This window comes from Streptomyces sp. NPDC040622 (assembly GCF_055593965.1).
Genome location: NZ_JBVIXD010000005.1, coordinates 216236 through 228272, shown reverse-complemented (window position 1 = coordinate 228272; position 12037 = coordinate 216236). Strand labels below are relative to the sequence as shown.

The following is a 12037-nucleotide window of genomic DNA, read 5'->3' as shown; positions in this document are numbered from 1 at the left end:
GCGGGCACGGGGTACATAGAATCGCTCGGGTACCACGGTCCACATCGGGTGTTCCTGAGCCCGGCCAAGGGGGGTGCCCATGACGGACGGCTCGAAGAGCGGTGTGAAGATGCAGCATGAGGCGGCGGAGCTCACGGTGGCGCGGCACGGCGAGGTCTCTGTGGTGGCCGCCGCCGGATATCTGGACGCCGACAACGTGGGCGCTCTGGAGGGCGCCCTGCTCCGGGCGTCCGAGGCCGGGGCAGGTGTACCCCGGCCGGCGGGTTCCCGCGGAGACGAAGGCGGACAACTGGCCCTCCGTACCGTGCTCGACCTCTCGGGCCTGGACTTCGCGGACTCCTCGGTGCTGCACGTACTGCTGGAGTCGCAGCGCCAACACCGCGCTGTGGACGGCAAGTTGGTGGTGTGCGGCCCTTTCCTGCCGGTCGTGCGCCGACTGTTCGACGTGACGGGCACCGCCGAGTTCTTCGATCTCTCCGAGGACCTCGAGTCGGCCCTGTCGGCGGCCCGGTGAGGGGAGCCTGCGAGTGAGTCCCCACGCACCGTCCGACTGGCCGAGCGAGAGCACGGTCCCGGCATCGTGCCCCGGCACCCCGCCGCTCCCGGCGACGGCGGGCGAAGCGCGCGGACAGGTGGTGAGTGTCCTGCGGGAGCGGGCCGACCGCCACGGGTCCGTGATCGACGAACGCGCCCTCGCCGACATCCTGCTCGTCGTCTCCGAACTGTTCACCAACGCCCTGCGGCACGGCGGCGGAGTCACCCGGTTCGAGGTCAGCGCACGGGCCCGGGACATCCGGGTGACCGTGGGCGACCGCTCGGCCGACCTTCCCCAGCCGCGGAACGCCGACGCGCGGCATGCGCGGGCGGGCGTCGAGGGCGGGTACGGCTGGCCCCTCGTCCGTCAGCTGGCCGGCGAGATCACCCTCGTCCTCGGCCGGAACGGCAAGCTCATCACCGTATCCCTGCCGCTGAATTGACCGGCTCCCCGCCGCTGGACCGATCGGCGCGCGGAGAGACCTCCCCCTCGGTTCGAACGGGTGCCTGATGCTCGCGCGCTTGCCGGTCTCCGCATCACAGACGCTCACCAATGGGGTGAAATCCCCCTGATGGTTTGGCGCTTCCGGTGAAGAAGCGAGACGGTCGTCCTGCGCCCGCTGACGCTCCGGAAGGGGGTGAGGGCTCGCGCCGCGTGCCCTTCGACATGAACGCACCGAAACAGGCCGGCACGACGACACGCACCGTGCCGCCGGACCTCACCGACGCCTGGGCCACCGCGCCGCACCCCGTGCTCGTCGCCGACGAGGCGGGCCGGATCGCGGCCACGAACGAGACCGGACGGCTCCTCCTGCCGGGCGCGCGGTCCGGCACCGCCCTGGACGGGGCCGCACCGCGGTGGCTCGCCGACGCGCACGCGCGGCTGGTCGGCCAGGACACGCGGCCCGGACTGCCCGCCCAGACGAGGCGGGAGCCGGACGTCGCGCGCGGCGGGATCGGCGAGCGGAGCTTCGAGGCCAGGCCGGCCCGTCTCGACGACCGGCACTGGGCGTGGTGGCTGGCGGAGGACACGCGCCGGCGCAGGGCGGAGGACGAACTCCGCGCGGAGCGCAGACGCACGGCGCTGCTCGCCGACGTCTCCCAGCAACTACTGGTGTCGCTCAACGTCGAGCGGTGCATGGAAGTGACGGCCGCCGTGGCGGCAGGACATCTGTGCGACGCCGCCCTGGTGATCGCGCCGGGACGCGGCAACGTGTACCCCGTGACGTACACCGGACCGTCCGGGGAGGTCACGCACACCACCCTCCCGGTCGACCTGGCCGAGGTGCCCGGCCTCAGCGAGGCGATGCAGGGCTTCCCGCCGGTGCCCTCGCGGTGGATCGACCCCACCTCGCTGCCGGAGTGGGCGGTGCCCGCGCACTTCACGGGACCCGTCTGCTCGGTGGTGATCACGCCCCTGCCCGGCCACGGGGTGCCTGCGGGCGTCCTGATGCTGCTGCGGTCCACGGACCGCGGTGCGTTCACCGAGGCCGAGGAGCTCTTCGCCCGGATCTTCGCCGCCCGCGCGGGCGCGGCGGTCTCCGCGGCGCGGCTCTACGCGGAGCAGAGCGCCATCTCCCGCACGCTCATGAGCGATCTGCTGCCGCCCGACCTGCACGCGGTGCACGCAGTGGAGTACGCGGGCGGCTACCTCGCCGCGGGCGCGAGCGAGGACGTCGGCGGCGACTTCTACGACGTGCACGCGGGCCGGACCGAGGACGACGAGACGCTGGCCGTCCTCGGCGACGTCTGCGGCAAGGGCCTCGAAGCGGCCGCCCTCACCGGCAAGATCCGCAACACGGTGCAGGCGCTGCGGCCGATGGGACACGACCACCAGCAACTGCTCGGCCTGCTCAACGAATCGCTGCTGCAGACCGAACACACCCGGTTCGCCACGCTGGCGCTGGCCTCCGTGGTCCGCCGCGGCAACGGCGCCGACCTGCGCGTCACCAGCGCCGGCCACCCGGCGCCGCTGATCGCCCGGGCGGACGGCACCGTGGCCGAGGCCGACACCAAGGGCACGCTGATCGGCGCCCTGCCGGAGGTCACGTCCAGCACGGCGCACGTACGCCTCAAGCCGGGCGAGGTGTGCCTGCTCTTCAGCGACGGCATCGTCGAAGCCAGGGGCGGGCCGCTCGGCACGGAGATGTTCGGGCGGGAACGGCTGTCGTGGGCGCTGTCGGAGTGCTTCGGCATGATGGCCGAGGCCGTCGTCGAGCGGGTGCAGATGCTGGCGTCGCAGTGGGTGGGCCGGGGGCCGCACGACGACATGGCCGTGGTCGCCATGGCCGTGCCGCGCCACCAGCACCTCAGCGCCGTCGACGGACACACCCGAGGCAGGTACACCGGATGACCGCCCCCACCCGGGACCCGCTCGAACGGGCCCGCGCCCAGCTGTGGCACGACGTGCGCGACGGGAACGAGGCCGGGGCCGCCCGTATCGTGCGGGCCGCGGTCGAGGCGGGCACCCCGTACGAGAGCGTCCTGCTCGACCTCATCGCCCCCGTGCAGGAGCGGGTGGGCGTCGCATGGGCGGCGAACCGCATCAGCGTCGCCCAGGAGCACGCGGCGACGGCCATCGACGAACGCGTCATCACCCTCACGGGAGGGGCCGGTGCGGTGCCCGTCGGCACCCCGCGGCGCGGCAGACGCATCACCATCGCCTGCGTGGACGGGGAGTGGCACGCGCTGCCCGCGCGACTGCTCGCCGAGGTGCTGCGCCCGCGCGGCTGGCAGGTCGACTTCCTCGGCGCGCACACCCCCACCCCGCACCTGGTCAGGCACCTGCACCAGGACGTGCCGGACGCGGTCGCGCTGGCCTCGTCGATCCCGACGAACCTCCCCGCCGCCCATGCGGCGCTCACCGCCTGCCGGGCGATCGGGGTGCCGGTGCTCGTCGGCGGCGCGGCCTTCGGCCCGGGCGGCAGGTACGCGGAGGTCCTCGGCGCCGACGCGTGGGCGGCCGACGCGCGCGATGCCGCCGTCCTGCTCGAACAAGGCCTGGAGCGACCAAAGATGACGCTCCATCAGGCCGTCGACGATCTGCCGCACCTCATCGACCAGGAATACTCGATGGTGGCCCGCGCCCGCGGCGAGCTCTTCAGCAGGTTCCTCGACTGGACGGCGGACATCCTCACCGCACGGCACGTGCCCGCCCGCAGTCTGCTCCTCGCCCCGGACGTCCTGGGCCGCCGACTGTCCGACTTCCCGCGCGCCACGCGCGTACTGGAAAGCACGCGACGCGCCCTCGGCGTTCGGCAGGGGAGCCTCAGCACCGGCCCCAGTACCGGCCCGAGCGCCGGCCCCGACACCGGAGAGAACGCATGACCCGCCCCGTCTCCCCTCTCACCCTGCACGCCCGGTTCCACCAGGGCGTCGTGACCGTCCACGTGGGCGGCAGCCTGGAATACGGCGTGACCGAGGACCTCGTGGCCACCGTCCGCGACCGCCTCGACCGAGCCCGCGCCGGCGGGCACGCGGTCGACCAAGTGCGGCTTGACGTCGAAGGGTTGACGTTCATCGACTCGATGGGCCTGGCCGCCCTGTTGATGGTCCGTCGCGTCGCCGACGCGCACGGCGTCCTCCTGCGCATCGAGCACCGCCCGCTCTGCCTGGAACGCCTGCTCCAGCTCACGGGCACCCTCGACCACCTCACGGCGGGCGGGGGGCCGCGCCGGAGCGCGGGGGCGGGCCGGGCGGCCGGGGAGTCGCCGGGGGCGCCGGGCTAGGCGCGCCACGGACTTGTCGATTATCGATATGCCCCCTAGGGTTGGCATATCGAAAAACGATGGGTTGGGGACATGGTGGACAGGGGAACGATGAACACGCGACTGACGAGGATTCTGGCCTCGGTGACCCTCGCGCTGGCGGTGATCTGCGGGCTCGCCTTCGTCGGCAAGGGGATCACACACCTGCTCGACGACGGCGCGGTCTGCGCGGAGACGGGCATGTGGGCCAACGCCTCGCTGGCGGACGAACTGTCGCTCGGCGACGGCGTGGAGGCGTCCGGCAGCGTGACGCGCCTGTGTCAGGACCACCCCTCGGCGGCGCAGCGCGCCGCCGACCTCGGTGGGGCGCTGCCCTGGCTGCTGTTCGGCTGCCTCGCGCTGCTGCTCTTCTCCCGTTTGCTGGACGCCGTCCTGCTGCGGGGTCCGTTCACCGACGACGTCGCCCGGCGCCTCTCCGTCCTTGGTTGGGTCGTCGCCGCGGGCACGCCGGTGGCCGGCCTCGTCGTCGGCTGGTCGCAGTCCTGGCTCGTCGGGAGCATGGCGCCGATGGTGGGGTCCGAGGTGACGTTCTCCGGCCCGATGGTCCTGATCGTCGCCGGCCTGGCCGCGGTGATCCTGGGCAAGATCATGCGGGAGGGCGTGCGCATGAGAGAGGACCTTGAAGGGACCATCTGATGCCCGACGAGGAACTCCACGGAATCCGCATCCATCTCGACCGGGTGCTCGCCGAACGCGGTATGACGCTGACCGAGTTGTCCGCGCAGGTGGGCATCACGGTCGTCAACCTCTCCGTGCTCAAGAACGGGCGGGCCAAGGCCATCCGCTTCTCGACCCTGTCGAGGATCTGCGACGTACTCCGTTGCCAGCCGGGCGACTTGATCACGCACGACCCGGACGGGGTGGACCGGGGTGGCGCGGGCTGAGGCTCCCCCGCGTCGAGGTGTGTCGGGGTTACGCGGCCGGGCAGAGGGTCGCGGGATCCGCCGGGGCCGAGGCGCGGGCCACGGCCGCGCGCACCGGACGGGTGGCGCGGACCGGGGCCGGAGCCGTGGTCCGGGTGCGGCCGCGTGCGAAGACGACGAGTCGCAGCACCGCGAACCGGGCGACACCGGTGAGCGCGGAGGCGGACAGGTAGACGACCTGTTCGAGTGCCGCGCCGGGTGCCGCCGTCAGCTGCTGAAGGGCGAGCATCGCTGCGCACGTCACCGCGTACGCGGCTGCCGCGGAACCGGCCGACTGCGTGTGCTGGCGCCAGGTCGCGCGCCCTCCCGCACCGAAGGTGAAGCGGGCGTGCAGCTCGGTGGAGAGCACCGTGGAGACCACGGTGATCAGGGCGTTGGCCAGGATCCACGGGGTCCAGGAGGCGAGCGCCGTCACGGCGAAGCTGGCGGCGACCCCCACCCCGCCGCCGCAGAGCGCGAAGCGGGCGAAGGCGGTGAAGGCGCCGGGCGACGCCGGTGTGTGTCCGTGTTCGTGTCTCTGTGCAGTCCCCATGATCCGCCCCCGTTGATGGTCACTCCGTGAAACGCGCACCCCCGGGCGGTGAGGCCGAGAGGTGCGCTGTTCGTGGCGCCATCATGGCACACGAGTGGCGCCATGTGGAGTTATTTATGGTGCCGCGCATGGCATCCCTGGCGTCACGGTGGCTCCAGGGATGGCTCCTCGGGTATGAAGGTGCAGCTCAGGGGCTCGGGCGGGCCTGGTGCCATCCCGCGGGTCACAGGTCGACGGGTGGTGCCTCACCGCCCGGGCGGCGCCGGTGCGGGTCGAAGAAGGAGGCCGAGGCCCCGGCGATGACCAGTCCGGTCGCGAGGAGCAGGCCGTGGCCGAGGGCGACCCCGAGGCCCAGGCAGCCCGCGCCGACGGCGAGGGAGAGCCAGGCGCGCCGGTGCCGGTACTCGCGCGGCCGGCACGGGCGGCCGTCCTGCAGGGCACGGGCGAAGTCGGGGTCCTCGCGTTCCAGGCCCGCCTCGATGTCGCCGAGCCTGCTGTCGTCGTCGTGCGTCATGGCCCTCCTCCCGGACCGGTCCGCCGGGCCGCGCGGGGGCCGGGGCGGACTCTGGGGCTCTACGGTCCGCCGCGGCACCCGGCGGTCACCATCGGTGCGGACACCCATATCGGGCAGGGGCGAACCTGTAGACGACCTGCGGCGACCGGGGGCGAACGCCGGCGGTGACCCGGCGTGAATGGGTGTCGGCACCGATGGACAGCGCGGCGCGCGGACACACATCCTGGCCGGTACAAGCCCCGCGCCGATCACGAGGAGCCCCGACGTCCGTGTCCCTGTACTGGCGGATCTTCCTGCTCAACGCCTTCGTGCTGTTCGCGGCCGCCATCCTGCTCCTGCTGGGGCCGGTCACCGTCTCCACGCCGGTGCTGTTCACCGAGGCGGTGATCCTCGGTGCCGGGCTCGCCGTGATGCTGATCGCCAACGCCGCGCTGCTGCGGATCGGTCTCGCGCCGCTGCAGCGGCTGACCCGGGCGATGACCACCACCGACCTGCTGCGTCCCGGGCAGCGTCCCGCGGTGGCCGGGCACGGCGAGGTCGCCGGTCTCATCAGGACGTTCAACGCGATGCTGGACCGCCTGGAGACCGAACGCGCCGCCAGCAGCGGCCTCGCCCTGTCCGCGCAGGAGGCCGAGCGCCGCAGGATCGCCCAGGAACTCCACGACGAGATCGGGCAGACGCTCACCGTGGTCCTGCTCGAACTCAAGCGGGTCGCCGACCGGGCTCCCGCCGGACTGCGGACCGAACTGCACCAGGTGCAGGAGACCACCCGGTCCAGCCTGGACGAGATCCGGCGCATTGCCCGCAGACTGCGCCCGGGCGTCCTGGAGGAACTGGGCCTGACCAGCGCGCTCAGGGCCCTGGCCAACGAGACCACCACCCCTGGGCACCTGTCCGTCAAGTGTCACGTCGACGGCGCGCTGCCCCGCCTCGCCTCGGACGTCGAGCTCGTTCTCTACCGTGTCGCCCAGGAGGGCCTGACCAACATCGTCCGCCACTCCGGCGCCCGCCGTGCCCAGCTCGCCCTGCGCCGCGGCCCGCACGCGCTGACCCTGCTCCTCCAGGACGACGGCCGCGGCATCGGGGCGGCGCCGGAAGGGGCGGGCCTGCGCGGCATGCGGGAACGCGCCCTGCTCATCGGCGCCGACCTCACTCTCGCGGCACGGGTCGAGGGCGGCACGGAGGTCCGCCTCGAAGTACCGGACCGGGAGCCCGAAGCGCCGAACGGGAAGCCCGAAGCGCCGGGCCAGGAGCCCGAAGTGCCGAACGGGAAGCCCGCGGCACCGGACCGGAAGCGGGGTGAGTGACCATGACCGCACCCGTCACGACCAGGATCCTGCTCGCGGACGACCACGCGCTCGTCCGGCGCGGAGTCAGGCTCATCCTCGACGGTGAACCGGACCTGAGCGTCGTCGCGGAAGCGGGCGACGGCGCCGAAGCCATCGAGAAGGCTCGCGCCGAACAGCCGGACCTGGCGATCCTCGATGTCGCCATGCCCCGCCTCACCGGCCTGCAGGCGGCCCGCGAACTCGCCGGTCTGCGGCCGGAGATGCGCATCCTCATCCTGACCATGTACGACAACGAGCAGTACTTCTTCGAAGCGCTGCGGGCCGGTGCCTGCGGCTACGTCCTCAAGTCCGCCGCCGACCGCGACCTGGTCGAAGCGTGCCGGGGAGCCATGCGCGACGAGCCGTTCATCTACCCGGGTGCCGTCAACGCCCTCATCCGCAACTACCTCGACCGGGCCGAGGAGGGAGCCGCGCTCCCCGCCAAGGCCATCACCGACCGCGAGGAGGAAATCCTCAAGCTCGTCGCCGAGGGGCGGACGTCGCAGGAGATCGCGGCCCTGCTGTTCATCAGCCCGAAGACCGTCGAACGCCACCGCGCCAACCTGCTGCAGAAACTCGGCATGCGCGACCGCCTCCAACTCACCCGCTACGCCATCCGCTCCGGCCTGATCGAGCCCTAGCACCCCAGAGCCGTGACGTCAGCGGGAGCCGGCCCCGGGAGACGAACATTCCCACAGCTCGGTGCCCGGCCAGCCGAGCAGGCGCGCCCCGATGACGGCCGTCTGCAGCGTGTAGCGGTCCCTGGGGTCGGCGGGATCGGCGCCGGTGAGGGTGCGGACGCGGTCGAGACGGTACGTCAGGGCCCGTACGCTCAGGGACAGTCGGCGGGCAGCCTGCGCCGACACGCAGCCCGAGTCGAAGTAGGCGGTCAGGGTGTCGAGCAGGGGAGCGGCCCCGCCCCTGGCCGTCTCCAGCGGGCCGAGGGTGGTCAGGACGAGGTCGACGAGGGCCTGCCGGTCCCGGGCCAGCACGGGGAAGACCAGCAGCTCGGCCGCGCGCAGCACCGGCTCGTCGAAGCCCATGCGCAGGGACAGCTCCAGCGTGTTGAGGGCCTCTTCGTAGCTGTGGCCGACGCCGGTGGGTCCGGGCCTGGACCGGCCGACGGCGACCCGCCCGCCGTCGGTGGCGCAGTGGGCCAGCTTGGCGAAGAAGTCGAGCACCTCGCCCTGATGGGCGGAGGCGACGCAGACCAGCCGGCCGTCCTGCGTGGTGAGCAGGACCTGCCGGTCGCCGAAGCGGCCGACGAGTTCGCTCTCGACGGTGCGGACCACGGGATCGGTCTCCTCGTACGGGGTCGCCCCCTCGGCGACGGCCACCGCGTGGGCGTGCGAGAGCAGCAGACCGAACCGCTCGGCCCGCGCGGCGAGATGGCCGAGGTCGCCGCGTCCGTGCAGCAGGTCGTCGATGAAGTCGCGCCGGGCGGACTCCTGTTGGCGCACGGCCATGCGCTGTGCCTGCTCGTAGCCTTCGGCGAGCGCGTCGATGGCCTGCTCCGCGGCGGCGAGGAAATGACCCACGTCTCCCGTGCCGGGGCAGTGGGCGCGGGTGGTGGCCAGGTAATCGCGCACGAGGACACGCCACGCGCAGCCGGCGGTGGCGGCCCGTACGCCGAGCGCGCGGCGGGACGCCAGCTCGTCGCGGGTCAGGCGGCGGCCGGTCGCGGCGGCCCGGACGAGGATCTCGGCGTAGCCGTCGAGCAGGTTTCCGGGGATCGACTGGATGGTCATCTGGTCTCCTTCGTCGATGCGATGGCCTCGGTAACGGCGGTTCGTGGTCCGGCCGCGCGCCGTCGCGCACGGCGGCGGGGTCAGGCGGTGGGCACGCTCTCCGCCGCCTCGGTGCCGGTCCGCTCGGCCTCGACGGTGCGCAGGTGCACCGGAGGCGTCGCCGGGCGGGTGAGGCGGCGGGCCAGGGGCTCGGTCCAGCGGGCGGCGAGCGGGCCGACGACGACGAGGACGAGGACGTACGCGGTGGCCAGCGGGCCGATGCGGGGCTCGGTCCCGACGGCGAGCCCGGCGATCACGATGGAGAACTCCCCGCGGGCCACGAGCGCGCCCGCGGTCCGCCAGCGTCCCGCCGTGCTCATGGCCGCGCGCCGGGCCGCGTACCAGCCGGTGGCGATCTTCGTGCAGGTGGTGACGGCGGCCAGGAGGAGGGCGGGCACGAGCACCGGTGGGATCGCGGCGGGGTCGGTCGACAGGCCGAAGAAGACGAAGAAGACCGCGGCGAACAGGTCGCGCAGCGGGCTCATCAGGGTTCCCGCGCCCTCGGCCGCCTTGCCGGACAGGGCGATGCCGACGAGGAACGCGCCGACGGCTGCGGAGACGTGGAGCTGCTGGGCGAAGCCCGCGACCAGCAGGGTCAGGCCGAGGACGACCAAGAGCAGCAGCTCGGGGTTGTTCGAGGAGACGGCCCGGCTGAGCAGTCGGCCGTGCCGCAGGGCGACGTAGAGCACGGCGCCGACGGTGCCCAGCGAGATGAGCAGGGTCAGACCGACGCCGGACAGGCTCGCGCCGGCGAGCAGGGCGGTGAGGATCGGCAGGTAGAGCGCCATGGCGAGGTCTTCGATGACCAGGACGCCGAGGATGACGGGGGTTTCGCGGTTGCCGAGCCGCCCCAGGTCGCCGAGGACCTTCGCGATGACTCCGGACGACGAGATCCACGTGACGCCCGCCATGGCGAAGGCCGCGACGGGACCCCAGCCGAGGAGCAGTGCGGCGGCCGCGCCGGGCAGCGCGTTGAGCACGAAGTCCACGGCGCCGGAGGGGTATTGGGTCTTGAGGTTGGAGACCAGTTCGCCCGCGCTGTACTCGAGGCCCAACAGCAGGAGCAGCAGGATGACGCCTATCTCGGCGCCGGTGGCGATGAATTCCTCACTCGCCCCGAGCGGCAGCAGGCCGCCGTTCCCGAAGGCCAGCCCGACCAGCAGGTACAGGGGGATGGGCGAGAGCCCCGCCCGCCCGGCGAGGCGGCCGAGCAGGCCCAGGGCGAGGATGATGGCCCCGAGCTCGATGAGCAGGGCGGTGGTGTGGTGCACGGGCGTCTCCTCCGGAGTGACTCGGCGATGGCGTCAGTGCCCCGTCGCGCTCCGGCCGTGGCCGGGCGCGGACAGCGCGTGGCGCGTGTACGGGAACGTGCGGCACCCGGGGCGCCGTGCAGGCCGGACACGCGCGGGTGCCTCGCCCGCGGGAGGCGGGCGCGGCGGCGCGAGGGCAGGTGAGGTGAGGGACCGTCGGGCGGCCGGGAACGACAGCGCCGCGACGGCGGGACGGGAGCGCGGCTCCCGGACGTCAGTGGCGCGGGGCGCCCGTCATGGTGCGGCGACTATCAGGAACGCTGTCGCGTGCCGAGTTGTCGACACGTACTGCCCTGAACGGGCACACGGCCCGGCGGTCGCGGAAGAAGTCGGCCGTGCACAGGCGGGGGGCGTGGACGGTGCGGTCCATGTGCTGCCTCCCCGTGATGTCGACCATCAAAAAATGAGCGGGAACACGCTCAACGGAGCGTCCCGACTGATCGTTAGTTTACCGTACGACATAGAGCCCTATTCGGCCCTAACTCGCATACGTGGCATAACTATTGGCCGGTGACCGGCCGGACAGTCGGTGAGACAGGTGCCGGGGGCGTCTGGTGCCCGGCGCTCGACGTCAACAGCGCGTAAAGACTGCCGGAATGCGGCAGTGAACTCCGGCGGCCTCCCGGGCCAGGATGGGTGAGGCAGGAACGGGGGCTGGTCCCGGTGCCGGGTCTCGGAAGCGGAATCCGGCACCGGGACCGGAGTCGACGTGTACGGAGAGGGCGAGGGGGAGCGGATGTCGGAGTTTCTTGACGCCGCAGCCGGATTTCCGGCCGTCCTGTTCACCTCCGCCCTGGTGGTCGTCCTCGGGTTCTGGCTGCTCGTCCTGGTGGGCGGCCTCGAAGCGGAACACTTCGACGCCGACGTCGACCTCGACGCGGCAGGACTCGGCGGCGTGCCGGTCACCGCGGCGGTCTCCGTGACGGTCGTGGTGGCGTGGTGCGGCACCCTCACCGGATCCGTGCTCATCGGCCGGTCGGGGCTGACCGGACTCGCACGCGCCGCGGCCGAGATCGCCCTGCTGGCCGTCTCCGTCCCGCTCGCCTGGTGGGCGGCACGCGCTCTCGTGCGACCGCTCGCGAGACTCTTCCCCGGCGAACGGGGCGCTTCCCGGCAGGACTTCATCGGGTCGGTCTGCACGATCCGCACCGGCCGGGTGGACGCGGCCTTCGGCCGGGCGGAGGTCGCCGCCGGGGACGGTGCCGTCTCCCTCGTCCAGGTCAGGCAGGACCCGCAGGCGCGCGAGGGCACGCTGACCGCGGGCAGCAGCGCGCTGCTGTACGCCTACGACGACGCCGGCGAGTTCTTCTGGGTCGCGCCCCGCGGACTCTGACACCGGACT

General features: G+C 72.9%; 14 protein-coding genes. 10 read left to right on the top strand and 4 right to left on the bottom strand.

Translation table 11 applies throughout. The features are described from left to right. Nucleotides 1-79 precede the first annotated feature (79 nt). The 7 genes from ACZ592_RS15835 to ACZ592_RS15805 all read left to right on the top strand — a co-directional run bounded on the left by ACZ592_RS15835 (nucleotide 80) and on the right by ACZ592_RS15805 (nucleotide 5185). Nucleotides 80-514, top strand: coding sequence for an STAS domain-containing protein (locus tag ACZ592_RS15835; RefSeq protein ID WP_471582116.1), 435 nt, complete (start codon nucleotides 80-82; stop codon nucleotides 512-514). A gap of 13 nt (nucleotides 515-527) precedes the next feature. Then, nucleotides 528-977, top strand: a complete 450-nt coding sequence (locus ACZ592_RS15830) for an ATP-binding protein (RefSeq protein ID WP_471582115.1) — start codon at nucleotides 528-530, stop codon at nucleotides 975-977. 224 nt (nucleotides 978-1201) lie between these two features. Further along, nucleotides 1202-2887 carry a PP2C family protein-serine/threonine phosphatase gene (locus ACZ592_RS15825; protein ID WP_471582114.1) on the top strand — a complete coding sequence of 562 codons (1686 nt, stop codon included), beginning with the start codon at nucleotides 1202-1204 and terminating at the stop codon, nucleotides 2885-2887. Beyond that, nucleotides 2884-3861, top strand: coding sequence for a cobalamin B12-binding domain-containing protein (locus ACZ592_RS15820; protein WP_471582113.1), 978 nt, complete (start codon nucleotides 2884-2886; stop codon nucleotides 3859-3861). Before ACZ592_RS15825 ends, ACZ592_RS15820 begins: the two co-directional genes overlap by 4 nt. Next, a complete protein-coding gene (locus ACZ592_RS15815; RefSeq protein WP_471582112.1) occupies nucleotides 3858-4262 on the top strand; it encodes an STAS domain-containing protein in 405 nt (134 codons plus the stop codon). Before ACZ592_RS15820 ends, ACZ592_RS15815 begins: the two co-directional genes overlap by 4 nt. A gap of 90 nt (nucleotides 4263-4352) precedes the next feature. Further along, nucleotides 4353-4937 carry a DUF2975 domain-containing protein gene (locus ACZ592_RS15810; protein ID WP_471582111.1) on the top strand — a complete coding sequence of 195 codons (585 nt, stop codon included), beginning with the start codon at nucleotides 4353-4355 and terminating at the stop codon, nucleotides 4935-4937. Next, nucleotides 4937-5185 (top strand): helix-turn-helix domain-containing protein, encoded by a 249-nt coding sequence (locus tag ACZ592_RS15805; protein WP_471582110.1) that lies wholly within the window; start codon nucleotides 4937-4939, stop codon nucleotides 5183-5185. The genes ACZ592_RS15810 and ACZ592_RS15805 overlap by 1 nt, the downstream gene beginning before the upstream one ends. A gap of 28 nt (nucleotides 5186-5213) precedes the next feature. Here ACZ592_RS15805 and ACZ592_RS15800 read toward each other — a convergent pair whose 3' ends face one another. Both ACZ592_RS15800 and ACZ592_RS15795 read right to left on the bottom strand, forming a co-directional pair. Continuing rightward, complete coding sequence (locus ACZ592_RS15800) at nucleotides 5214-5756, bottom strand: GtrA domain-containing protein (protein WP_471582109.1); 543 nt, start codon at nucleotides 5754-5756, stop codon at nucleotides 5214-5216. Between the two features lie 223 nt (nucleotides 5757-5979). Continuing rightward, nucleotides 5980-6270, bottom strand: coding sequence for a DUF3040 domain-containing protein (locus ACZ592_RS15795; protein WP_471582108.1), 291 nt, complete (start codon nucleotides 6268-6270; stop codon nucleotides 5980-5982). A gap of 269 nt (nucleotides 6271-6539) precedes the next feature. Between ACZ592_RS15795 and ACZ592_RS15790 the strand changes: the two genes are divergently transcribed. Together ACZ592_RS15790 and ACZ592_RS15785 are read left to right on the top strand one after the other, a co-directional pair. Beyond that, nucleotides 6540-7577, top strand: a complete 1038-nt coding sequence (locus ACZ592_RS15790) for a HAMP domain-containing sensor histidine kinase (RefSeq protein WP_471582107.1) — start codon at nucleotides 6540-6542, stop codon at nucleotides 7575-7577. 2 nt (nucleotides 7578-7579) lie between these two features. Further along, nucleotides 7580-8239, top strand: a complete 660-nt coding sequence (locus ACZ592_RS15785) for a response regulator (protein WP_471582106.1) — start codon at nucleotides 7580-7582, stop codon at nucleotides 8237-8239. Between the two features lie 18 nt (nucleotides 8240-8257). Here ACZ592_RS15785 and ACZ592_RS15780 read toward each other — a convergent pair whose 3' ends face one another. Then, the gene (locus tag ACZ592_RS15780) at nucleotides 8258-9346 is read right to left on the bottom strand and encodes a PucR family transcriptional regulator (protein ID WP_471582105.1); all 1089 of its coding nucleotides are present in this window, start codon (nucleotides 9344-9346) and stop codon (nucleotides 8258-8260) included. 80 nt (nucleotides 9347-9426) lie between these two features. Then, the gene (locus ACZ592_RS15775; RefSeq protein ID WP_471582104.1) at nucleotides 9427-10656 is read right to left on the bottom strand and encodes a cation:proton antiporter; all 1230 of its coding nucleotides are present in this window, start codon (nucleotides 10654-10656) and stop codon (nucleotides 9427-9429) included. A gap of 775 nt (nucleotides 10657-11431) precedes the next feature. On the opposite strand from ACZ592_RS15775, the gene ACZ592_RS15770 reads away from it, so the two are divergent. Further along, nucleotides 11432-12028 carry a hypothetical protein gene (locus tag ACZ592_RS15770; RefSeq protein ID WP_471582103.1) on the top strand — a complete coding sequence of 199 codons (597 nt, stop codon included), beginning with the start codon at nucleotides 11432-11434 and terminating at the stop codon, nucleotides 12026-12028. Nucleotides 12029-12037 lie beyond the last annotated feature (9 nt).

Excerpts from the sequence above, each read along its gene's own strand:
- ACZ592_RS15815 (WP_471582112.1), top strand. The coding sequence starts at position 3,858 with ATGACCCGCCCCGTCTCCCCTCTCACCCTGCACGCCCGGTTCCACCAG.
- ACZ592_RS15805 (WP_471582110.1), top strand. The coding sequence starts at position 4,937 with ATGCCCGACGAGGAACTCCACGGAATCCGCATCCATCTCGACCGGGTG.
- ACZ592_RS15825 (WP_471582114.1), top strand. The coding sequence starts at position 1,202 with ATGAACGCACCGAAACAGGCCGGCACGACGACACGCACCGTGCCGCCG.
- ACZ592_RS15835 (WP_471582116.1), top strand. The coding sequence starts at position 80 with ATGACGGACGGCTCGAAGAGCGGTGTGAAGATGCAGCATGAGGCGGCG.
- ACZ592_RS15780 (WP_471582105.1), bottom strand. The coding sequence starts at position 9,346 with ATGACCATCCAGTCGATCCCCGGAAACCTGCTCGACGGCTACGCCGAG.
- ACZ592_RS15820 (WP_471582113.1), top strand. The coding sequence starts at position 2,884 with ATGACCGCCCCCACCCGGGACCCGCTCGAACGGGCCCGCGCCCAGCTG.
- ACZ592_RS15800 (WP_471582109.1), bottom strand. The coding sequence starts at position 5,756 with ATGGGGACTGCACAGAGACACGAACACGGACACACACCGGCGTCGCCC.
- ACZ592_RS15795 (WP_471582108.1), bottom strand. The coding sequence starts at position 6,270 with ATGACGCACGACGACGACAGCAGGCTCGGCGACATCGAGGCGGGCCTG.
- ACZ592_RS15770 (WP_471582103.1), top strand. The coding sequence starts at position 11,432 with ATGTCGGAGTTTCTTGACGCCGCAGCCGGATTTCCGGCCGTCCTGTTC.
- ACZ592_RS15810 (WP_471582111.1), top strand. The coding sequence starts at position 4,353 with ATGAACACGCGACTGACGAGGATTCTGGCCTCGGTGACCCTCGCGCTG.
- ACZ592_RS15785 (WP_471582106.1), top strand. The coding sequence starts at position 7,580 with ATGACCGCACCCGTCACGACCAGGATCCTGCTCGCGGACGACCACGCG.